Annotated in this window: 22 protein-coding genes; 6 read left to right on the top strand and 16 right to left on the bottom strand. The window is 70.2% G+C overall.

Annotation, left to right across the window (positions count from 1 at the left end; genetic code table 11):
- The first annotated feature begins 210 nt into the window (after positions 1 to 210).
- Positions 211 to 522 (top strand): DUF6232 family protein, encoded by a 312-nt coding sequence (locus DMB66_RS42145; RefSeq protein WP_125809729.1) that lies wholly within the window; start codon positions 211 to 213, stop codon positions 520 to 522.
- A 4-nt stretch (positions 523 to 526) separates the two neighbouring features.
- Here the strand turns inward: DMB66_RS42145 and DMB66_RS42140 are convergent, their stop codons facing one another.
- Positions 527 to 1402, bottom strand: coding sequence for a helix-turn-helix transcriptional regulator (locus tag DMB66_RS42140; protein ID WP_158647547.1), 876 nt, complete (start codon positions 1400 to 1402; stop codon positions 527 to 529).
- Between the two features lie 199 nt (positions 1403 to 1601).
- Between DMB66_RS42140 and DMB66_RS42135 the strand changes: the two genes are divergently transcribed.
- Positions 1602 to 1802 carry a DUF397 domain-containing protein gene (locus DMB66_RS42135; protein ID WP_125809727.1) on the top strand — a complete coding sequence of 67 codons (201 nt, stop codon included), beginning with the start codon at positions 1602 to 1604 and terminating at the stop codon, positions 1800 to 1802.
- 232 nt (positions 1803 to 2034) lie between these two features.
- On the opposite strand, the gene DMB66_RS42130 is transcribed toward DMB66_RS42135, so the two are convergent.
- From DMB66_RS42130 to DMB66_RS42080, 11 genes are all read right to left on the bottom strand, one after another.
- The gene (locus tag DMB66_RS42130) at positions 2035 to 2355 is read right to left on the bottom strand and encodes a MerR family transcriptional regulator (RefSeq protein WP_125809726.1); all 321 of its coding nucleotides are present in this window, start codon (positions 2353 to 2355) and stop codon (positions 2035 to 2037) included.
- Positions 2356 to 2845: 490 nt separating this feature from the next.
- Complete coding sequence (locus DMB66_RS42125; protein ID WP_125809725.1) at positions 2846 to 3442, bottom strand: TetR/AcrR family transcriptional regulator; 597 nt, start codon at positions 3440 to 3442, stop codon at positions 2846 to 2848.
- Complete coding sequence (locus DMB66_RS42120) at positions 3442 to 4647, bottom strand: acyl-CoA dehydrogenase family protein (RefSeq protein ID WP_125809724.1); 1206 nt, start codon at positions 4645 to 4647, stop codon at positions 3442 to 3444. The genes DMB66_RS42125 and DMB66_RS42120 overlap by 1 nt, the downstream gene beginning before the upstream one ends.
- Entirely contained in the window at positions 4647 to 5654 is a 1008-nt protein-coding gene (locus DMB66_RS42115) for a phosphotransferase family protein (RefSeq protein WP_125809723.1), read from the bottom strand. Before DMB66_RS42115 ends, DMB66_RS42120 begins: the two co-directional genes overlap by 1 nt.
- A gap of 85 nt (positions 5655 to 5739) precedes the next feature.
- The gene (locus tag DMB66_RS42110) at positions 5740 to 6504 is read right to left on the bottom strand and encodes an SDR family oxidoreductase (protein WP_233625228.1); all 765 of its coding nucleotides are present in this window, start codon (positions 6502 to 6504) and stop codon (positions 5740 to 5742) included.
- A gap of 44 nt (positions 6505 to 6548) precedes the next feature.
- Complete coding sequence (locus tag DMB66_RS42105; protein ID WP_125809721.1) at positions 6549 to 7304, bottom strand: SDR family oxidoreductase; 756 nt, start codon at positions 7302 to 7304, stop codon at positions 6549 to 6551.
- Between the two features lie 127 nt (positions 7305 to 7431).
- Entirely contained in the window at positions 7432 to 8691 is a 1260-nt protein-coding gene (locus DMB66_RS42100) for an ABC transporter substrate-binding protein (RefSeq protein WP_125809720.1), read from the bottom strand.
- Positions 8688 to 9749 carry a branched-chain amino acid ABC transporter permease gene (locus DMB66_RS42095; protein ID WP_125809719.1) on the bottom strand — a complete coding sequence of 354 codons (1062 nt, stop codon included), beginning with the start codon at positions 9747 to 9749 and terminating at the stop codon, positions 8688 to 8690. The genes DMB66_RS42100 and DMB66_RS42095 overlap by 4 nt, the downstream gene beginning before the upstream one ends.
- A gap of 85 nt (positions 9750 to 9834) precedes the next feature.
- The gene (locus DMB66_RS42090; protein WP_125809718.1) at positions 9835 to 10713 is read right to left on the bottom strand and encodes a branched-chain amino acid ABC transporter permease; all 879 of its coding nucleotides are present in this window, start codon (positions 10711 to 10713) and stop codon (positions 9835 to 9837) included.
- A 27-nt stretch (positions 10714 to 10740) separates the two neighbouring features.
- Positions 10741 to 11457, bottom strand: a complete 717-nt coding sequence (locus tag DMB66_RS42085) for an ABC transporter ATP-binding protein (RefSeq protein WP_125809717.1) — start codon at positions 11455 to 11457, stop codon at positions 10741 to 10743.
- A 34-nt stretch (positions 11458 to 11491) separates the two neighbouring features.
- Positions 11492 to 12208 carry an ABC transporter ATP-binding protein gene (locus DMB66_RS42080; protein WP_125809716.1) on the bottom strand — a complete coding sequence of 239 codons (717 nt, stop codon included), beginning with the start codon at positions 12206 to 12208 and terminating at the stop codon, positions 11492 to 11494.
- Between the two features lie 165 nt (positions 12209 to 12373).
- Between DMB66_RS42080 and DMB66_RS42075 the strand changes: the two genes are divergently transcribed.
- Entirely contained in the window at positions 12374 to 13069 is a 696-nt protein-coding gene (locus DMB66_RS42075; protein WP_125809715.1) for a DUF4328 domain-containing protein, read from the top strand.
- 43 nt (positions 13070 to 13112) lie between these two features.
- Here DMB66_RS42075 and DMB66_RS42070 read toward each other — a convergent pair whose 3' ends face one another.
- The gene (locus DMB66_RS42070; protein WP_125809738.1) at positions 13113 to 13727 is read right to left on the bottom strand and encodes an alpha-ketoglutarate-dependent dioxygenase AlkB; all 615 of its coding nucleotides are present in this window, start codon (positions 13725 to 13727) and stop codon (positions 13113 to 13115) included.
- 117 nt (positions 13728 to 13844) lie between these two features.
- Here DMB66_RS42070 and DMB66_RS42065 point away from each other — a divergent pair, with 117 nt between their 5' ends.
- From DMB66_RS42065 to DMB66_RS42055, 3 genes are read left to right on the top strand one after another with little or no spacing between them, the layout of a single operon-like run.
- A complete protein-coding gene (locus DMB66_RS42065) occupies positions 13845 to 14453 on the top strand; it encodes a TetR family transcriptional regulator (protein WP_125809714.1) in 609 nt (202 codons plus the stop codon).
- A gap of 1 nt (position 14454) precedes the next feature.
- Positions 14455 to 15396: a hypothetical protein gene (locus DMB66_RS42060; RefSeq protein ID WP_125809713.1), complete on the top strand. Its 942-nt coding sequence runs from the start codon at positions 14455 to 14457 to the stop codon at positions 15394 to 15396.
- 55 nt (positions 15397 to 15451) lie between these two features.
- Positions 15452 to 16291, top strand: a complete 840-nt coding sequence (locus DMB66_RS42055; RefSeq protein ID WP_125809712.1) for an alpha/beta fold hydrolase — start codon at positions 15452 to 15454, stop codon at positions 16289 to 16291.
- 155 nt (positions 16292 to 16446) lie between these two features.
- Here the strand turns inward: DMB66_RS42055 and DMB66_RS42050 are convergent, their stop codons facing one another.
- The 3 genes from DMB66_RS42050 to DMB66_RS42040 all read right to left on the bottom strand — a co-directional run.
- On the bottom strand, positions 16447 to 17448 hold the full coding sequence (locus DMB66_RS42050) for a succinate dehydrogenase/fumarate reductase iron-sulfur subunit (protein WP_125809711.1): 1002 nt from the start codon (positions 17446 to 17448) through the stop codon (positions 16447 to 16449).
- The gene (locus DMB66_RS42045) at positions 17448 to 19358 is read right to left on the bottom strand and encodes a fumarate reductase/succinate dehydrogenase flavoprotein subunit (protein WP_125809710.1); all 1911 of its coding nucleotides are present in this window, start codon (positions 19356 to 19358) and stop codon (positions 17448 to 17450) included. Before DMB66_RS42045 ends, DMB66_RS42050 begins: the two co-directional genes overlap by 1 nt.
- Positions 19359 to 19367: 9 nt before the next feature.
- A partial coding sequence (locus DMB66_RS42040; protein WP_125809709.1) for a hypothetical protein occupies positions 19368 to 19941 on the bottom strand: 574 nt, incomplete at its 5' end.

The following is a 19941-nucleotide window of genomic DNA, read 5'->3' as shown; positions in this document are numbered from 1 at the left end:
GTTTCTCCGGTGTGTCATCACGATAAACGACGAACCGGGATCCGCGCGCTCGTCGTCTGACCAAAGACTTTAGCCCGCCGATGATCCCCCGCGGTCCACGCCGTCTGCATTTTGCAGATAGCGCTCAGCCGTTAGGGTTTTGTGATCAGATTGTTGCTATCAGGGAATTTCCGACGACAATCGAGGCAGGAGCGAGGTAAGGGGTCTGAGATGTCGATCGACCGCACTTCCCCGAGCACCCCCCGATGTGGCTGGGCCGTCTACTACGCCGACCGCCGGATCGTCGTCACCAGTTGGTATGTCGAGACCCGGGCCGGGCGCTATCCGATCGCTGACCTGGACGGGGTGCTGCGGCACCTGGACTTCCGGCACCAGGGCCGGGGTCCCCGCTGGATGGAGATCCGTGCTGTGTATCGAGGTGTGGACGTCCTGCTGTTCGGCACCCGTGACAAGGCCGACTTCGAGAGGGTCCGGCGCGCCCTGATCCGGGCCGTCGAGATCAACAGCTCACCGCTGCCGTGAGCGGTCACCCCTTCCGGAGGCGCCGGCGGGCCTGGCTGATCTCTTCGGCGGCGTGCGTGCCGGACATCCCGGAAGAGAGCAGGTCCTCCATGATTTTCCGGAACGTCTCGGTCTTGGTCTTGTCGGTCAGCAGAAAGTCGTCCGCCGGGGTCTCGATAAAAACGACATCGTCGTCATGACTGCCGGCGAACTCCAGCAACTCGAAGGTGCCGCCCAGGCCCCCGTGGGCGCCGAGCTCGAGCGGCACCACGGTGAGCTTCACCGTCGGCCGCTTCGAGACGGCGAGCAGGTGGTCGAGTTGGGCTGCCATCACCTCGTATCCGCCGACCGGGCGCAGCAGGACGGCCTCGTCGATCGCCATGTTGACGGTCGGGGGCCGGGCGCCGTCGAGCCGGTCGAAGAGGGTCTCCTGGCGCTTCCTGCGGACCTCGGTCAGGTTCATCCCGGTCGTGTCCGCGACCGCTTCCTTGATCGCGGGCGAGCTGAGCGCCTTCGCGTACTGCGGGGTTTGCAGCAGGCCGGGGATGAAGAGCGCGAAGTAGCCGTACAGGCCGGAGGCCTCGCTCTCGAACGCGACGAAGTCCTTGAACTCCTGCGAGAGCTTCTCCTCGCGCCACCAGCGGCGCTCGCGGGAGATCTCGGAGAGGTCCATCAGCCGCTCGACCTCTGTGGAGTCCCGCACGTCGTAAAGCTCCAGGAGCGCCTTGACCTCGATCGGCTGGATTGTCACCACGCCGTTCTCGATCCTGTTCAGCTTGCTCTGCGACCACCGCATCTTTTTCGCCACGGCGGACGCGGAGTGGCCTTGCGACTCCCTGAGCTCGCGCAGGTGGGTGTGCAGGCGCAGTCGGGCGATGGCGGGGCCGACCGGCTCGGTCATGATCAACTCCGGTGAAGTCGGCAAAATCCTGGATCTCGTCCAGCCTAGTGCAATTTGCAACTGGATGTTTGCCGTCCGCATGGTCTAGCATCCAGTTTTGCTTGCGTTACTTCCGGGTCAGACCCTGACAAAACGTAAAATACAGACTTCTCAGCCTGGCGCTCGGAGCGCCGGCTGTCTTCATAAAGCTGGAGGCCGGATGAACACGCCCGACGAGGTCCATCAGTGGCGCAAGAGCAAGCGCAGCTCGAGCGGAAACTGTGTCGAAGTGAAAACCGGCCCTCATGCGGTCTTCCTTCGGGACTCCAAGAACCCGGAGGGTGCCGTGCTGTCGTTCAGCCGGGAGACCTTCCAGGACTTCCTCCGCGGGGTGCGTGGCAGCGAGTTCGACCCGAGCTGACCCGGCTGCGCTTGTGCCCCCGCGTCCGGCGAGCCGAGCGTGGGGGCCGCCAGGGCGGGGCGGGGTGGCGTCCTGCGCGGAGCGCAGTTGGATGGGGGCCCCCGCCCGGAAACGACGAACGGCCTTCAGTCCGTTCAAGGGCGGCGGCGGGGCGGTTGGATGGGGTCCCGCCCGGAAACGACGAACGGCCCCGGCCCGAAAGGGCGGGACCGCGTGCCGGGACGGCAGATGGTCATTCTGCGTTGCTGGGCTCGTTCCTGCGGAGGGTCTCGTTCACCCGCAGGGCCTCCTCGAGCTGGTCCTGCAGGATGATGATCCGGCATGCCGCCTCCAGGGCGGTGCCGTCGTCCACCATCTGCTTGGCCCGGGCCGCGAGGCGCAGCTGGTATCGGGAGTAGCGCCGGTGTCCGCCGGGGGAGCGGAACGGGTCGATCAGTTTCGCCTCGCCGAGCCGCCGCAGGAAGTCCTGCGACACGCCGACGATCTCAGCGGCGCGGCCCATCGTGTAGGCCGGGTAGTCCTCGTCACCGAACATGTCGTCGGGTGGGGCCATGTCACCTCCGTGTCGAGGGCCCCGGCGCTTATCGCGCCGGGGCCCAGGGTTATCGGGTCTAGAACACCATCTGCCGACAGTCGCGTCGGTTTGTCTAATCCGCACCAGCCGTGTGTAACGGTTTCGGGTGCGAGGATCGCGTAAGCGTGACCGGAGACCACCTTTCGTTCGATGGAAGCTGCGGTGTCCGCCGGACCCGGACTTGCGGTCGTGGCGGGCGATCCAACGGTGCGAAACCCTCCCTTTCCTCTGCGTTCACTTGCTCTGACGAGATGCGTACTTCTTGCACTTTCCCGCCGGTGGTAGAGCCCCACGCAACTTTCTTGGCCCCGCCACGTACGGCAGATCTGCAGCCCGTCGTGACCTCACGGCCGGGCGGTACGTCCGCGTCTTTTTGTTCCTCGTTCGACAGGAGAAACGTTAGCCGACCCCGCCAAGGAAATCTAGTTCTTGGGGGACAGATTTTCTCGCGTGTCGCCGGGGTTCCGGATCAGCGCGCGGCCAGCAGGGCCGTGACCGTCCGGATCAGCACCAGCCGGGCGGCCTCCTGGTCCAGGCCCATCGCGTCGCGCATCGTGCCCCAGGTCGGCCACATGCTCGTCGCCGTCAGGGCGGCCAGCAGCGTCTCGTCGCCGTTGATCTCCCGGCCGAACAGGATCTTCAGCTCGGTGCGGACCCGGTCGACGTGACTGCGCCGGTAGCTCTGCAGCGCGGGGGAGAACGGCTCCTTCAGCGCCGACGCCTTGGCCGCCGGCGCGATGTGCTCCAGCAGCCGCGCCCGCTGGTGGCAGTACGCGTCGATGCGCGCCGCCAGCGGCAGCTCGACCGGCACCGCCCGATGCGCCTCGTCGCGCTGCAGGAGGATCCGCTCGCCGCTGGCCGCGAAGAGCGCCTCCATGTCGGCGAAGTGGCTCCACAGGGCGCGCAGCGACACGCCGGCCTGCTTGGCGATGCGGTCCGCCGTCGGGCGCAGGTCGCCGGAGAGGATCAGCGCCACGTGGGCGTCGACGATGGCGTTGCGGGTGCGCTCCGAGCGGGCCGTGCGGCCGTCGACGCGCTGGGGCGGACGGGGCGAGGCTGCCGGCATCAGACACTCCGATAGCGGTTGAGCTCCCGGCGCGCCAGCGAGCGCTTGTGCACCTCGTCGGGGCCGTCGGCCAGCCGCAGCGTGCGGGCCTGCGCCCAGAGCCGGGCCAGCGGAGTGTCCTGGCCGACGCCGGCGGCGCCGTGTGCCTGGATGGCCTTGTCGATGATCCACTCGGCGGCCTGCGGCACGATGATCTTGATGGCCTGGATCTCGGTGTGCGCGCCCTTGTTGCCGACCGTGTCCATCAGCCAGGCGGCCTTGAGGACCAACAGGCGGGCCTGCTCGATGCGGACCCGGGACTCCGCGATCCACTCCTGCACCACGCCCTGCTCGGCCAGCGGCTTGCCGAACGGCGTCCGGGTCAGCGCCCGCCGGCACATCAGCTCCAGGGCCCGCTCGGCCATCCCGATCAGCCGCATGCAGTGGTGAATCCGGCCCGGGCCCAGCCGAGCCTGCGAGATGGCGAAGCCGGAACCCTCCTCGCCGATCAGGTTGGTGGCCGGCACCCGGACGTCTTCGAAGATCATCTCGGCGTGCCCGCCGTGGTCGCCGTCGTCATAGCCGAAGACCGTCATGCCCCGCTGAACGGTCATTCCGGGCGTGTCCCGGGGCACCAGGATCATGCTCTGCTGGACGTGCCGGGCGGCCTCCGGATCGGTCTTGCCCATCACGATGAAGATCTGGCAGTTCGGGTTCATCGCGCCGGAGATGTAGAACTTGCGGCCGTTGATCACGTAGTCGTCGCCGTCCCGGGTGATCCGGGTGCCGATGTTCGTGGCGTCCGACGAGGCCACCTGCGGCTCGGTCATGGCGAAGGCGGACCGGATCGTGCCGTCGAGCAGCGGCCGCAGCCACCGATCCCGCTGGGCCGGGCTGCCGAACTGGGCCAGCACCTCCATGTTGCCGGTGTCCGGCGCGGCGCAGTTCAGCGCGGGCGGGGCGAGCGCCGGGCTGCGGCCGGTGAGCTCGGCCAGCGGGGCGTACTGCAGGTTGGTCAGGCCCGCGCCGTGCTCGCCGGGCAGGAAGAGGTTCCACAGCCCGGCCGGCCGGGCCTGGGCCTGCAGCCGGGCGATGACCGGCGGCGGGGACCAGTCGCCGGCGTACTCCTCGTCGAAGGTGGCCTCGGCGGGGTAGACGTGCTCGTCGAGGAAGGCGAGCAGGCGCTTGCGGTAGTCCTCGGTCTTGGCGTCGAACGCGAAGTCCATCAGTTATCCCCCAGCGTTCCGTCGAGCGACTCGTGTCCCTGTGCCACGAGCGGCGCGACGAGCGCGCCGACCGTGTCGAAGCCCTCGCCGACCGTCTGGCCCTGGACGTAGCGGTAGTGCACGCCCTCCAGGATGACGGCGAGCTTGAACGCGGCGAAACCGACATACCAGTGCAGGTCGGAGACGTCGCGGCCGGAGCGTTTCGCATAGTGCCCGGCCATCTCGGACAGGCTGGGATGCCCCGGCACCGAGATGGACGAGCGCGGCTCGCCGTGGCTGCTCAGCAGCGGGCGGCCGGCGTAGACGAGCATCAGGGCGACGTCGCTGAGCGGGTCGCCCAGCGTCGACATCTCCCAGTCCAGCACCGCGTTGATCTCCAGCCGCGGTCCGATCAGCACGTTGTCCAGCCGGTAGTCCCCGTGCACCACCGCGCCCGCGCCCTCCGGGATCTCCGCGGCCAGCCGGGCGTGCAGCTCCTCGATGCCCGGCACCTCGCGGCTGCGGGACGCGTCGAGCTGCTTGCGCCAGCGGCGGACCTGCCGGGCGTTGAAGCCCTCCGGGCGGCCGAAGTCGGCGAGCCCGATCGCGGCCGGCTCCAGCGCGTGCAGGTCGGCGAGCGTGTCCACCAGCGCGAGCACCAGCGTGCGCATCGCCTCCGGGCCCATCGCCTCCAGCGCGGCCACGTCGCGATAGATCGCGCCGTCGACGTGCTCCATCAGGTAGAACGGCGCGCCGATCACGTCCAGGTCCGTGCAGAGCAGCACGGGCCGCGGGGCCGGGAAGCCGGCCGCCGAGAGGGCGTGCAGGACGCGGTGCTCCCGGACCATGTCGTGGGCGGTCGGCAGGACGTGGCCGAGCGGCGGCCGGCGCAGGACCCAGCGGTCGGTGCCGTCGGTGACCGCGTACGTGAGGTTGGACCGGCCGCCGGCGAACATCGTCGCGGTCAGCTCGCCGGAGCCCAGGTGGGTCCGCAGTCGGTCCAGGTCGAGTCCGCGCGGCCCGGTCATAGCTGTGTCACCTTTGTCATGCCCTCCTGGCCCTCGCCGTCACGGCCGTTGGCGGCCTCCGCCGAGCGGGTTTCGCTGCGGTCGGTCATGACGCACCTGCCGCGTCGAAGCCGCGCTGGATCTTGTTCATCCCGCCGAGCCAGCGGTCGGTGTCGGTGGCGCGGCGCCGGTAGTACTCGGCGACCTCGGGGTGCGGCAGGATCAGGAAGGTGTCGCCTTCGAGCGCCTCGGCGGCCACGGCCGCGACCTCGGCGGGCTCCATGGCGGTGGCGGCGAGCTGGGCCTGGCTGGCGCTCTCCGAGTCGCCGCCGGTCAGCATGTCGGTGCGCACACCCTGCGGGCAGAGCGCCTGGACGGTGATGCCGCGGTGCACGTACGTGGCACGCAGCCACTCCGCGAAGCCGAGCGCGGCGTGCTTGGTGACCGAGTACGGCGCACTGCCGAGCAGGGTCAGCAGCCCCGCCGCGGAGACGGTGAACAGCAGCCGCCCGCCGCCGTTCCCCAGCCAGCGGGGCAGCACCGCGCGGGCCACGTACACGTGTGACATGACGTTGACCTGCCAGGCCTGCTCCCATGCGGCGTCGGTCGCGTCGGCCGCCCCGGGGGTGAGGATGCCGGCGTTGGCGCAGAAGAGGTCGACGCCGCCGAGCTCGGCCCAGGCCGTGTCGACGAGCCGCCGGGTGTCCGCCTCGTTCGCGGCGTCGCCGGGCACGGCGATCCCGCCGATCTCCGCGGCCACGGCCTCGGCGGCGGCCGGGTTCAGGTCGTTGACGATCACCTTGGCGCCGTCGGCCGCGAACCGGCGGGCCAGCGCCGCGCCGATCCCGCCGCCCGCCCCGGTGACAACCACCCGGCCGCCATCCTTGACCGGACTTACGCCGGCCCTCCCGGCGCTCACTGGTCGGCGCCCGTCAGGGTGACGCCGCCGTCGATGACGATCGTCTGCCCGGTGATCCAGGCCGCGTCGCTCGAGCACAGGAAGGCGACGGCGCCGGCCACGTCCTCGGGCACGCCGAGTCTGCCCAGCGGATACGCGGCCGCGACCTGTTCCTCGCGGCCCTCGTACAGCGCGGTGGCGAAGCGGGTCTTGACCACGGCCGGGGCGACGGCGTTGACCCGGATCTTCGGCGCCAGCTCCATGGCCAGCTCTTCGGTGAGGTGGATGAGGGCGGCCTTGGTGGTGCCGTAGAACGCGATGCCGGGCGCCGGGCGGACGCCGGAGACCGACGAGATGTTGACGATCGAGCCGCCCTGCTCGGCGAGCCCGCCGCGCAGCGCCTGCTGCACCCAGCCGAGCGTGCCGAGCACGTTCACGTCGATCATCTTGCGGGCCGCGTTCAGGTCCAGCGTGCTCAGCGGCCCGTACGCCGGGTTGATGCCGATGTTGTTGACCAGCGCGGTGACCGGCCCGAACGCGCCGAGCACGGTGTCGATCACGGCGGCGCGGTGATCCGCGTCATCGCCCTTGCCGGCGACGCCGATCGCCACCTCCGGCCCGCCCAGGTCCTTGACCGCCGTCTCCAGGGCGGCGGCGTCCCGTCCCGTGATGCAGACCCTCGCGCCCTCAGCGACGAAGCGCTGCGCGATGGCGAATCCGATTCCCCGGCTCGCCCCGGTCACGATGGCCACGGCACCGATGAGCTTCGACATCCGGTCAAGACCCCCAAATTTGCATGGAAAGCACTAAATACCTACCAGTAACCGTCTCGCCGCCAACCCTGCATCGGTTGGCGGCGAGTCGCAACCATTTCCCCGGCGTTGCCGGCGAGCCGGCCGGCTATGAGGCTGCCGGGATCCCGTTCTGCGGCGGGGTCGCCGCCGGCGTCGTGTACGCCACGACGGCACCGTCCTCCTCGTCGGTCTCGAACGGCTGGCCGAAGTACCCCTGCTTACCGCCCTTGATCGTGGAGAGCTGCATGCCGCCGTACCCGGAATGGTCGTCGGCCGAGAAGCGCAGCGGCGCGTGACCCGGTCCCTGGAAGCCGCCCTTCTCGATGGTCTGGATCAGGCCCTCGCGGGTCAGGTCCTTGCCCGCCTTCTGCAGGCTCTGCACGAAGAGGTAGCCGACGGACATGCCGTAGACGATGTTGTTGTCGAACTCGGCGTTGCCGTTGTGCGCCGCGTTCACCTTCTTGTAGAGCTGGATCCACGGGTTGGCGTCGTCGTTGCTCAGCGGCAGGTAGTTGGCCGAGACCAGGCCCTCGGTCAGCGGCGTCGCGGCACCCAGTTGCCGGGCGAGCGTGGTCAGGTCGGCGCCGACCTGGGAGACCACGAACTGCGGCTTGAAGGCGATCTTCGCCGCGGTGCCGAGGCTCAGCGCGGTGAAGCCGGGCACGGTCGCCAGCATGACGACCTGGCAGCCGGCCTGCTTGAGCGCGCCGATCTGCGGCCCGACGTTCGGGTTGCTGGTGACGTACGACTGCTTCGCGGCGACCGGGCCGAGGACCTTCTCGATGCCGGCCAGCGCGTCCCGGCCGAAGTCGTCGTCCTGGCCCAGGAAACAGACCTTCTTGCCGGGCATGGTCGTCTTGACGTGGGTGGCCAGGATCTTGCCCTCGACGGTGTAGTCCACGTTGAAGCCGAAGGTGCCCGGATACTTGTCCGGCTGGTCCCAGCTGCGGCTGCCGGACGCCACGAACAGGTCGGGCACCCGGTTGGTCTTGAGGAAGTCCAGCACGCCGGTGTGCGTCGGCGTGCCCAGGCCGTTCAGGATCGCGAAGACCTTGTCCTGCAGGACCAGCTCGCGGACCACCTGCTGGGTCGTCGCCGGGTTGTAGGTGTCATCCATGATCTTGTAGCTGATCTTGCGGCCGTGCACGCCGCCGTTCGCGTTCACGTAGTCGAAGTAGGCCTTGGTGGCCGGGGCGATCTTCGAATAGCCGGCGGCGGCGGGGCCGGTCAGCGGCATGTGCGTGCCGACCAGGATCTCGGTGTCGGTCACCCCCGGCACGTCGCTGCCGCCGCTGTTGTCGTCACTGCTGCAGCCGGCGGCGGCGACCAGGGTAAGCGCGGCGAGCACGGACCATAGGCGTCTCATGGCTTTCTCCTTCTAGGTCTAAGTCTGCGAGGGCTCAGTGAGGCGATGCCGCCGGGTGCGGCGAGCATGACGACGATCAACGTGATGCCGAACAGGGCCAGCGGCAGGTTTCCCTCCAGCCGCTGGGCGACCGCGGGCGAGACGTCGATCGAATCGGTGGCGGAATGGGTGAGGGCGGGCAGCGCCACCAGCAGGACCGCGCCCCAGACCGCGCCGGCCAGGCTGCCGAGCCCGCCGATCACGATCGCCATCAGCAGGAACAGCGACAGGGAGAGCGGGAAGGCGCCGGGCGAGACACTCTGGGCGAGCACCGCGAACAGCGCGCCGCCGAGGCCGGCGCAGGCCGCGCTGACCACAAAAGCCAGGACCTGGGTACGCGCGACGTTCACCCCGGCGATGCGGGCGGCGGCCTCATCGTCGCGTACGGCCCGCATAGACCTGCCGAACCGGCCGCGGGTCAGGGTCGCCAGCAGGAACATGGTGAGCAGCGCGCCGGCCCAGGCCAGCCATGCCTGCCAGCGCTCGTACGGGAACGTCGCGCCCAGCGCGAGCGGTGGCGGATCGACGTACACCGACAGGCCCTGGTCGCTGTTGAAGGTCCCCTCGAACGTGCTGGCGATCGCCGGCACCAGCACGGCGACCGCGAGCGTGAGCCCGGCCAGATACGGCCCACGGAGCCGGGCCGCCGCCAGCCCGACGATCCCGCCGGCGACCGTGGCCGCGGCGATCCCGGCGAGCACCGCGATCAGCAGCGTCCACTGGCCCCGGCCGGCCAGCGACTCGCTCACCAGTGCGACGGTGTATGCCCCGGTCGCCATCAACGCGCCGTGCCCGAGCGACAGCTGCCCGTTCAGTCCGGTGAGGACGGTGAGCCCCGCCGTCACGCACAGGTACGCCCCGACCGTCGCGAGCTGATAGTTGCGGAACGGCGGCAGCAGATAGGTCAGCGCCACGATCAACACGGCGGCGGCGACGGTCCACAGCAGATAGCGATGCCGCCGGGCCGACTGCGGCACCTGGAGCCCGGCGTCGGCCTTCGGGGCCAGCGTGACACTCATAGTGTGCCTTCCTCAGGCATGCGCTTCTGGCCCTCGCGGCTGCGGCCGTTGCCGGCCGCCGGGAGGCGACGCTCGGTGCGGGCGCTCATACCGCCCTCGCCGCCGATCGCGAGAACAACCCGCCGGGCCGGCCCAGCAGGATGACGACCAGCAGCAGCAGTACGGCGATCGGCGCCACCGTGGCGCCCAGGTAGCCGCTGACGTAGGAGAGCAGCAGCCCGACGATCAGCCCGCCCGCGACCGCGCCGATCGCGCTGTCCAGGCCGCCGACCACGGCCGCGGTGAACGACGACACGAAGACGATGTCCATCGCGTTCGGATGCAGGCCCAGCTCGGTCGGCAGGACCAGCATGCCGGCCAGCGAGCCGACCGCGGCGGCCAGCGCCCAGCCGAGCGTCAGCATCCCGCCGACGTTCACCCCGAGCAGGCGGGACACGTCCGGGGCGAACGCCGAGGCGCGCATCCGCAGGCCCACCGACGTCCGGGTGAACAGCACCGCCAGCAGCACCACCACGGTGCACACGGCCCCGAAGACGAACAGGTCGAACCGGGACAGCAGCGCGATCCCGCCGACGGTGAACGCGTCGCGGCTGAACGGCGCCTCGGCGGGGCGGAACTCGTTGCCGTAGATCATGCCGAGCACCCCTTGGATGACCAGCACCAGGCCGAGCGCCACGACCACCCCGTTGAGCGGCGAGGAGTGGTCGACGAAGCGCATCACCACCCGCTCGGTGACCGCGCCCAGCAGCAGCCCGCCGAGCACCGCCACCACGAACCCGAGCCAGTACGAGCCGGTCGCCGCCGACACCGAATAGCCCACGTAGGCCGTCGCGACCGCCATCGCGCCCTGAGCGAAGTTGACGATCCGGGTGGCCCGCCAGATCAGGACCAGGGCCAGGGCGAACGCGGCGTACACCGCACCCCGGCTCAGGCCGTCGAACGTGAGGAACACGAACCGGTCCATCGCCTCCCCCTCTCCGTTGCCTGCTTGTCAGAAGCCGAGATACGCGTGCCGCATCTCCTCGTCGTCGCGCAGGGTGGCGGCGTCGGCGTTGGCGACGACCCGGCCCAGCGACATCACGACTCCGGTGTCGGCGACCGACAGGGCGCTGCGCACGTTCTGCTCGACGAGCAGGACGGTCAGCCCGGTGTCGTCCCGCAGGGTGCGCAGCAGGCCCATGATCTGGGCGGTCACCCGCGGCGCCAGCCCCAGCGACGGCTCGTCCAGCAGCAGCAGGCGGGGCCGGCCGACCAGGGCCCGGCCGAGCGCGAGCATCTGCCGCTCACCGCCGGAGAGCTGGTGGCCGGGGAAGCGCCGGCGGCGGGCGAGCGGCTCGAAGAGGTCGTACACCTCATCCAGGGCGCGCTTGGCATCCACCCGGTCGCGGCGCCACAGGCCGCCGAGCCGCAGGTTCTCGTCGACGGTCAGTTCGGTGACCACGCCGCGGCCCTCCGGCACGTGCGCCACGCCGCGGCGCACCATCTGCTCGACCTTGACCCCGCGCAGGTCCTGGCCGTCGAGCACGACCCGGCCGGCGGCCGGGCGGAGCAGACCCGAGAGGGTACGCAGCAGCGTCGTCTTCCCGGCACCGTTCGCACCGAGGACGGCGGTGATGGAGCCCGCCGCCACCGTCAGATCCACATCGTGCAGCACCGGCGCGGCGCCGTACCCGACGGTGAGCTGCTCGGCCGCCAGCAGCGCGGTCATGTCGAGCGCCGTTGCTTCGCCGCGGTGCAGTCGGTCATGCCGCAGCGCCCAGATAGGCGTCCACGACGGCCTCGTCGGTGCGGATCTCGGCCGGGCTTCCGTAGGCGACGGGCTTGCCGAAGTCCAGCACCAGGATCTCGTCGCAGACCGCCATGACCAGATCCATGTGGTGCTCGACCAGCAGCACCGCGCAGGGCAGGCCGGTGATCAGCGCCGCCAGCGCGGTGATCTCGTCGGCGGCGAGGCCGCCGGCGGGCTCGTCCAGCAGCAGCAGGCGCGGCTGGGCGACGAGGGCGCGGGCCAGAGCGACGCGCTTGCGGACCGCGTACGGCAGTCCGCCGGGAAGTGCGTGCGCGTGCGGGGCGACACCGCAGCGCTCCAGCGCTTCCCAGGCGCCCTCGGGTCTCTGGCCCGCGTGTTCGGCACCGACCATGACGTTCTCCAGCACGGTCAGGCCGGCGAAGAGGCCGACGCCCTGCAACGTCCGGGCGATGCCGAGGCGCGCCAGCCGGTGCGGTCGGGGCCGCAGCGGCCGGCCGTCGAGCGTGATGGTGCCGGCGGCCGGCGCGACGAAGCCGCAGACGACGTTGAAGAGCGTGGTCTTGCCCGCGCCGTTGGGACCGATGACCCCGACCGTCCGGCCGGGTGGCACCCGCAGCGAAACGTCGTCGAGGGCGACGAGCCCGCCGAACCGGACGCCGATCTGGTGGAGGGAAAGGCCCTGGTCGGGGTCGGTGTCGGGGCGAGTCATCGGCACCGTCCTCGATGGAGGGTGATGCGGTCGGCACTTATTACACTTGGAGTGTAAGTTCTTGAGCCGCCTTGTCAATGTCCCTGAAACATTACCGAAGGTCGATCTCTTGGCAACGGGTTGTTGTCTTGATCGTTTCGGGTCTTTCGCCGGGGCAGCGCACGAGTGATCCTGGCCGCTATCCTTCGGCGCCGCCTCGACGAAGGAGCGCTGCCGACCATCGGATTGTTGCTGCTGATGCTCGCCGGCATCGCGTTCGTCGGGTGGCTGCACCGGGCACGGACCAACCTGGACGGCCCCGGCGAGGAGCTGGCCTGGAGTCGCGGCTGGTCGATCGGCGGGTGGTTCCTGCCGATCGGCAACTTCGTGATCCCGCAACTGGTGGTCAGCGAGATCGACCGGGTGAGCCAGCGCCGCGCGGACGAGGTCGAGGGGCGGCCGCACGAGCGGCGCCGCGGCGTGGTCGTGGCCTGGGTCGTGCTGTGGTCGGTCTCGGTGGCGATCAGTCAGCTGGGCCAGCCCGTGCTGGACCGCCTCGACCCCGGCCCCTCGACGCTGCTGTCGGCGGCGATGAGCTTGTTCGAGGCGGCGGCGGCGGGCAGCGCGATCCTGCTGGTCTGGCAGGTGACCGCCAACCAGGAACGCATCCGGATGGCTGGGCTGCGGTACGGCCGGCCGGCCGCTTGGGCGGGCACTCCCAGTCCCTCGCCAACTGCAGTGGGCGTTCCCCGGCCGGCGTTTCCCGGCGCCCCGGCGCCGGCGCTCGCCGTCTCGGACGTTCCCCAGTCAGCGGCTTCCGGCGCTCCCGAGCCGGGCTCGGCGTCGTCGTTTCCCAGCTCGCCCGGGCCGGTGACCGGTTAGCGACCCGGGGGCGTCGGCACCGCCACGCCCCCGCAGTGGACTCTCAGGCGACGTTGACCGGGCGGAACTGCACGCTGACCCGGGGGCCCACCGGTTTCGCGGTCTTTGGGACGGCGTGCTCCCAGGTGCGCTGGCAGGAGCCGCCCATCACGATCAGGTCGCCGTGCCCGAGCGGGAAGCGCAGCGTCTCCGCGCCGCCCGCGCGGGGCCGCAGCATCAGGTTTCGCGGCGAGCCGAACGACACGATCGCCACCATCGTGTCCTCCCGCGCGGACCGGCCCAGGGTGTCGCCATGCCAGGCCACGCTGTCGCTGCCGTCGCGATAGAGGCACATGCCCGCCGTCACGAAGGCCTCGCCCAGCTCGGGCTCGTAGTGCGCGGACAGCCGGTCGCGGGCCTGCGTCAGGACCGGGTGGGGGAGCGCGTCGCCGCCGCCGTACCAGCGCAGCAGGCGGGGGACGTCGACGACGCCGTCGTACATCGCGCGGCGCTCGGCGCGCCAGTCGACCTCGGTCAGCAGGGTCTCGAAAACCGGGTCGGACCCGCGCACCCAGCCGGGGAGCACGTCGACCCAGGCGCCCGCGGTCAGCGTGTGCCGCACCAGGCGGCCGGGCAGCGGCTCCAGCGCGGTGGACGGGCCGGCCATGAGGTCGAGCATCGACGGCTGGTAAGCGCTCACGCCGACACCCTATGCCGACTTCGTACGTGTGTGCCAATCACCGAGATAATCTCAGACCGGGTTTAATTTCAGACCCGGTCTGGTTATTGTGGTCGCATGGCAGGGCTTCGGGAGCGCAAGAAGGAGCAGTCGAGGCAGCGGATCGCCGCGGTGGCGCTGCGGCTGTTCACCGAGCGTGGTTTCGACGCGGTGACGATCAACGAGATCGCCGCGGTCGCCGAGGTGGCCAAGGCCACCCTCTTCGCATACTTCCCCAGCAAGGAATCCCTGGTGCTGCAGGGCGTGGGGCAAGACGACCTGGCCGGGATCGTCGCCGGGCGTTCCGCCGGGCAGTCCGCGCTGCAGGCGCTGCGTGCCCACTACCGCACGCTGGCGGCCACCCGGATGGCCGAGGTGGACCGGGTCGAGGTGATCGCCCGGATGCGCGTGATCTTCGACAGCCCGGCGCTCAGCGGCGCCGCGAACGCCCTGATCTACCAGCAGCGCCGGGCGCTGGCCGAGGTGCTGACCGAGGAGCACGGTGCGACCCGGGCCGCGCTGATGGCGGCGCAGATCACCGCCAGCCTGCTCACCCTCCAGGAGTCGTTCTTCCACCTGCTGGTCGGCGGCGCGGCGCCCCACGAAGCGGCCCGCGCCCTGGCCGAGGACACCGAGCTCGCCTTCGACCTGCTGACACACGGCATCGACCACATTGGAGGGCAATGACATGCGCGCACGGGGCATCAACTACGACACCGGATTCCTCCCTGGACCGGATTACACCCGCAAGACCTTCACCCCCGAGACGGTACGGCGGGAGATGGCGGTGATCGCCGGCGAGCTGGGCTGCGACGCCGTCCGCGTCTCCGGCCGCGACCCCGAGCGGCTGAGCGTCGCCGCGGCACATGCCGCGGCCGCCGGCCTGGAGGTGTGGTTCGCGCCCTTCCCCGTCGACGTTCCCGCCGATGAGCTGCTCCCGTTCCTGGCCGACTGTGCCTGCCGGGCCCAGACCGTCCGGCGCGCCGGAGCCGAGGTGGTGTTCGTCGCCGGTTGCGAGGTCAGCGCCTTCTGCGGCGGCTTCATCCCGGGCGACACCTACCGCGACCGGCTGCAGACCATGGCGACCGCCGACCTGGAGTGGTGGACCGCCCTCGGCCCGGTGCAGGAGCGTGTCAACACCTTCCTCGCCGAGGCCGCCGAGACGGTCCGTGCCCACTTCGACGGCCAGATCACCTACGCCGCGGGGCCGTGGGAGTTCGTCGACTGGGGCCCGTTCGACATCGTCGGGGTCGACGCCTACCGGGCCGCCTACAACGCCGACACCTTCCGGGCCGAGCTGCGCGGGCACCTCGCGCACGGCAAGCCCGTCGCGGTGACCGAGTACGGCACCTGCGCATACCAGGGTGCGAGCGGGCTCGGCGGCATGGCCTGGCAGGTGCCGCAGGGTGCCAAGCCGGACGAGGACGAGCAGGTGCGTTACCTCACCGAGTTGCTGGACATCTTCGAGGAGGAGGGCGTGGACACGGCGCTCTGGTTCACCTTCGCCGGGTACGGCAGGATCGGGGACGCGGACCTCGGCTCCTACGGCGTGGTGCGGATGCTCGACGAGACCCGCTGGGAGCCCAAGAAGGTGTTCCATGCGATGGCGGCCAGAAACCGCCGGTCTTGACATCCGCGCCCTAAATCCCTTCCCGGTCGCGGATCATGCTGCCAGGCTGCGCGCCATGCCCACCTTCTCAGCGCCGGACGGCACCAGACTCGCCTACCGCACGATCGGGGACGGCGATCCACTCCTCTGCCTGCCCGGCGGTCCCATGCAGGACGCCGCGTACCTCGGTGATCTCGGGGGTCTGGCGCGGCACCGCCGGCTGCTGCTGCTCGATCCCCGCGGCACCGGGGATTCCGCGGTTCCCGGTGACGGAGAGTCCTACCGCTGCGACCGCCAGGTCGACGACGTCGAGGCCCTGCGGCAGCACCTCGGCCTGGGCCGGATCGACCTGCTGGGCCACTCCGCCAGTGTCAATCTCGTCGTGCAGTACGCGACCCGCCACCCGGAGGCTGTCCGCCGGCTGGTCCTGATCACGCCCAGCCTCATCGGTGTCGGCATCCCGGTGCCCGGCGAGATGCGCCGCGAGACCGCCCAGCTCCGCAAGAACGAGCCCTGGTTCCCGGCCGCCGTCGCCGCGCTGGCGGCGATCGGTGCCGGGAAGGCGACGGAGGCTGACTGGGCGGCCATCACCCCGCTGCGGTACGGCCGGTGGGACGAGGCGGCGCAGCGGCACCACGCGGAGTCGACCGGCCGGATCAACCTGGCGGCGGCCGAGGTCTTCGGCTCCGCCGGCGCCTTCACGCCGGACGCGACCCGGGCGGCCCTGGCGACCTTCCCGGCCCCGGTCCTGCTGCTGGCCGGCGAGTTCGACCTGAACAGCCCGCCGCCCGCGGTGGCCGAGTACGCCGCGCTGTTCCCGGACGCCACCCTGGTCGTCCAGCCGGAAGCGGGCCACCAGCCGTGGCTGGACGACCCGGACCGGTTCGTGGCGACCGTCGCGACCTTCCTGGAGTAGCCGCAGGCGCCACTTCCGCTCTGCTCCCCCATGGGAAACACCGTCGCTGCTCTGCTTCCCCATGGGAAACGCCGTCGCTGCTCTGCTTCCCCATGGGAAACACCGTCGCTGGTATAGCGGAACGGCCCGCCGAAGGCGGGCCGTTCGCGTGCTGCTCAGTTCTTGTCCGGCTCCGGATGCTGATAGGTGATCCCGCCTTCGCGCAGCGGGAACTCCTGGTCGTCGCCGAACGGCGAGGGGCCGCCCGCCTGGTGCGACAGCAACTCGGCCACGTCCAGCCGGCCGTCGGCGTTCACCGCCGGCCCTTCCGGCGCCCGTGCGCCGGAGCTGGCGACGCCGGCAGCTACCCCGGTGACGCCGGCGGAGGCACTGGGCGCCATCGACTCGCGGCCCGTACCCGTGGAGTCGAGCTGGTCCCGGCGGAAGATCTTGCGACCGAGCCAGACCAGCGGGTCGTAGCGGTTGTCCACGACCCGTTCCTTCATCGGGATGATCGCGTTGTCCGTGATCTTGATGTGCTCGGGGCAGACCTCGGTGCAGCACTTGGTGATGTTGCAGTAGCCCAGGCCCTGGTGCTCCTGGGAGTAGTTCTTGCGGTCCGTCCGGTCGTCGAGCGGGTGCATGTCCAGCTCGGCGGCGCGGATGAAGTAGCGCGGGCCGGAGAACGCCGCCTTGTTCTCCTCGTGGTCGCGGACCACGTGGCAGGTGTTCTGGCAGAGGAAGCACTCGATGCACTTGCGGAACTCCTGCGAGCGTTCCACGTCGATCTGCTGCATCCGGTACTCGCCCGGCTTGACCCCCGGCGGCGGCGCGAACGCCGGCGTCTCGCGGGCCTTCTCGTAGTTGAACGAGACGTCGGTGACCAGGTCCCGGATGATCGGGAACGCGCGCAGCGGCGTGATCGTGACCGTCTCGTTCTCCTCGAACGTGGACATCCGCGTCATGCAGCCCAGCCGCGGCTTGCCGTTGATCTCCATCGAGCAGGACCCGCACTTGCCGGCCTTGCAGTTCCAGCGGCAGGCCAGATCCGGCGTCTCGGTCGCCTGCAACCGGTGGATGATGTCGAGGACGACCTCGCCCTCGTTCACCTCGACGTCGAAGTCCTGGATCTCGCCGCCCGACGCGTCGCCCCGCCACACCCGAAAGTGACGCTCCATTACTTCGCCTCCGTCTTGAGTGCGTCGTAGTCCACGAGCTCCGCGTCGGTCAGATACTTGCTCAGCTCCGTGCGGTCGAAGAGCTTGATCAGCTCCGGGCGCATCTTCGGGACCGGCTTGCGTTCCAGGTGCACGTCGCCGGTTTCGTCCAGCGAGCAGACCAGGTTGAGCAGCCGCCACTGCGGGTTCATCTTCGGGAAGTCCTCGCGGGTGTGCCCGCCGCGGGACTCCTCGCGCTCCAGCGCCGCCTTCGCGGTGCACTCCGAGACGACGAGCATGTTGCGCAGGTCCAGCGCCAGGTGCCAGCCCGGGTTGTACTTGCGCCCGCCGGTCGAACCGACGTTCGCCACCCGCACCTTGAGCTCCTGCAGCCGCTTGAGCGCGTCGGCCAGCTCACCCTCGCGCCGGATGATGCCGACCAGGTCGCCCATCACCACCTGCAGGTCCGCCTGCAACGTGTACGGGTTCTCGCCGCCTTCCCGGCTCAGCGGGGCGAGCGCGGCGTCCACGGCCGCCTCGACGTCACCGGTGGCCACCTTGGGCCGCTTGCCCAGCGCGTCGGTGTAGGCCGCCGCGTGCTCACCGGCCCGCTTGCCGAAGACCAGCAGGTCGGAGAGCGAGTTGCCGCCGAGCCGGTTGGAGCCGTGCATGCCGCCGGACACCTCGCCGGCCGCGAACAGGCCCTCGACGTGGCCGAACGCCGCCGCGGAGTCCGGGTCGACCTCGACGCCGCCCATCACGTAGTGACAGGTCGGGCCGACCTCCATCGGCTCCTTGGTGATGTCGACGTCCGCCAGCTCCTTGAACTGGTGGTACATCGAGGGCAGCCGCCGCTGGATCTCCTCGGCCGGCAGCCGGCTGGCGATGTCGAGCAGGACACCGCCGGCCTTCGTACCCCGGCCGGCCTTGACCTCGCTGTTGATCGCGCGGGCGACCTCGTCGCGGGGCAGCAACTCGGGTGGGCGCCGGTTGTTCTCCGGGTCCTTGTACCAGCGGTCGGCCTCCTCCTCGGTCTCCGCATATTGCCGGCGGAAGACGTCGGGGACGTAGTTGAACATGAACCGCTTGCCGTCGGTGTTCTTGAGCACGCCGCCGTCGCCCCGGACCGACTCGGTGACCAGGATGCCCTTGACGCTGGGCGGCCAGACCATGCCGGTCGGGTGGAACTGCAGGAACTCCATGTTGATCAGCGTGGCGCCGGCCCGCAGGGCGAGCGCGTGACCGTCCCCGGTGTACTCCCACGAGTTCGAGGTGACCTTGTAGGAGCGGCCGACACCACCGGTGGCGAGCACCACCGCGGGCGCTTCGAGCAGGATGAACTCGCCCGACTCGCGGTAGTAGCCGAACGCCCCGGCGATCCGGTCGCCCTCCAGCAGCAGCTCGGTGATCGTGGTCTCCGAGAAGACCCGGATCTTCGACTCGTAGCTGCCGGTCTCCGCGAAGTCCTCCTGCTGCAGCGAGACGATCTTCTGCTGCAGGGTGCGGATCAGCTCCAGGCCGGTGCGGTCGCCGACGTGCGCGAGCCGCGGATACTCATGGCCGCCGAAGTTGCGCTGGGAGATCTTGCCGTCCTTGGTGCGGTCGAAGAGCGCACCGTAGGTCTCCAGCTCCCAGATCCGCTCCGGCGCCTCCTTGGCGTGCAGCTCGGCCATCCGGAAGTTGTTCAGGAACTTGCCGCCGCGCATGGTGTCACCGAAGTGCACCATCCAGTTGTCCTTGCTGTTCACGTTGCCCATGGCGGCGGCCGCGCCGCCCTCGGCCATGACCGTGTGCGCCTTGCCGAACAGCGACTTGGAGATGATCGCGGTCCGCTTGCCGGCGAGCCGGGCCTCGATGGCCGCCCGCAGCCCGGCGCCGCCGGCGCCGATCACGACCACGTCGTAGTGGTGTCGTTCGATTCGGGTTGTCATGGGGGCCCTCTAGTTGATGAAGCGCAGGTCGGGCCACCAGCCGGCCGCGAGCGCCATGATGTAGAAGTCGGTCAGGGCGAGGGTGCCGAGCGTGATCCACGCGAGCTGCATGTGCCGGGCGTTGAGCTTCGACACGAAGACCCAGAAGCGGTACCGCACCGGGTGCTTGGAGAAGTGCTTCAACCGCCCGCCGACGATGTGCCGGCAGGAGTGACAGGACAACGTGTACAGCCACAGCATCACGACGTTGCCGACCAGGATGACGTTGCCCAGCCCGAAGCCGAACTCCTCGCCGGACCGGAACGCGATGACGGCGTCCCAGGTGTTGATCAACGAGATGATGCCGGCGGCGTAGAACGCGTACCGGTGCAGGTTCTGGAAGATCAGCGGGAACCGCGTCTCACCGGTGTACTTCTCGTGCGCGTCGGGCACGGCACAGGCCGGCGGCGACAGCCAGAAGGCGCGGTAGTACGCCTTGCGGTAGTAGTAACAGGTGAGGCGGAAGAGCAGCAGGAACGGCAGCGTGAGCGCCGCCTCCGGGACAAGCCAGAAGCTCGGCAGTGGAGTGCCGAACAAGGCCGAC

The organism is Actinoplanes sp. ATCC 53533 (assembly GCF_003947245.1).
Note: the sequence above shows the minus strand (reverse complement) of the source record. Positions and strands in the feature narration are given on the sequence as shown.

Bases quoted from the DNA above. Each gene is read 5' to 3' on its own strand.
- DMB66_RS42050 (WP_125809711.1), bottom strand. From the start codon at position 17,448: ATGGAGCGTCACTTTCGGGTGTGGCGGGGCGACGCGTCGGGCGGCGAG.
- DMB66_RS42085 (WP_125809717.1), bottom strand. From the start codon at position 11,457: ATGACCGCGCTGCTGGCGGCCGAGCAGCTCACCGTCGGGTACGGCGCC.
- DMB66_RS42065 (WP_125809714.1), top strand. From the start codon at position 13,845: ATGGCAGGGCTTCGGGAGCGCAAGAAGGAGCAGTCGAGGCAGCGGATC.
- DMB66_RS42115 (WP_125809723.1), bottom strand. From the start codon at position 5,654: ATGACCGGGCCGCGCGGACTCGACCTGGACCGACTGCGGACCCACCTG.
- DMB66_RS42120 (WP_125809724.1), bottom strand. From the start codon at position 4,647: ATGGACTTCGCGTTCGACGCCAAGACCGAGGACTACCGCAAGCGCCTG.
- DMB66_RS42105 (WP_125809721.1), bottom strand. From the start codon at position 7,304: ATGTCGAAGCTCATCGGTGCCGTGGCCATCGTGACCGGGGCGAGCCGG.
- DMB66_RS42060 (WP_125809713.1), top strand. From the start codon at position 14,455: ATGCGCGCACGGGGCATCAACTACGACACCGGATTCCTCCCTGGACCG.
- DMB66_RS42145 (WP_125809729.1), top strand. From the start codon at position 211: ATGTCGATCGACCGCACTTCCCCGAGCACCCCCCGATGTGGCTGGGCC.
- DMB66_RS42070 (WP_125809738.1), bottom strand. From the start codon at position 13,727: ATGCTCGACCTCATGGCCGGCCCGTCCACCGCGCTGGAGCCGCTGCCC.
- DMB66_RS42100 (WP_125809720.1), bottom strand. From the start codon at position 8,691: ATGAGACGCCTATGGTCCGTGCTCGCCGCGCTTACCCTGGTCGCCGCC.
- DMB66_RS42045 (WP_125809710.1), bottom strand. From the start codon at position 19,358: ATGACAACCCGAATCGAACGACACCACTACGACGTGGTCGTGATCGGC.
- DMB66_RS42130 (WP_125809726.1), bottom strand. From the start codon at position 2,355: ATGGCCCCACCCGACGACATGTTCGGTGACGAGGACTACCCGGCCTAC.
- DMB66_RS42140 (WP_158647547.1), bottom strand. From the start codon at position 1,402: ATGACCGAGCCGGTCGGCCCCGCCATCGCCCGACTGCGCCTGCACACC.
- DMB66_RS42135 (WP_125809727.1), top strand. From the start codon at position 1,602: ATGAACACGCCCGACGAGGTCCATCAGTGGCGCAAGAGCAAGCGCAGC.
- DMB66_RS42055 (WP_125809712.1), top strand. From the start codon at position 15,452: ATGCCCACCTTCTCAGCGCCGGACGGCACCAGACTCGCCTACCGCACG.
- DMB66_RS42090 (WP_125809718.1), bottom strand. From the start codon at position 10,713: ATGGACCGGTTCGTGTTCCTCACGTTCGACGGCCTGAGCCGGGGTGCG.
- DMB66_RS42125 (WP_125809725.1), bottom strand. From the start codon at position 3,442: ATGCCGGCAGCCTCGCCCCGTCCGCCCCAGCGCGTCGACGGCCGCACG.
- DMB66_RS42095 (WP_125809719.1), bottom strand. From the start codon at position 9,749: ATGAGTGTCACGCTGGCCCCGAAGGCCGACGCCGGGCTCCAGGTGCCG.
- DMB66_RS42080 (WP_125809716.1), bottom strand. From the start codon at position 12,208: ATGACTCGCCCCGACACCGACCCCGACCAGGGCCTTTCCCTCCACCAG.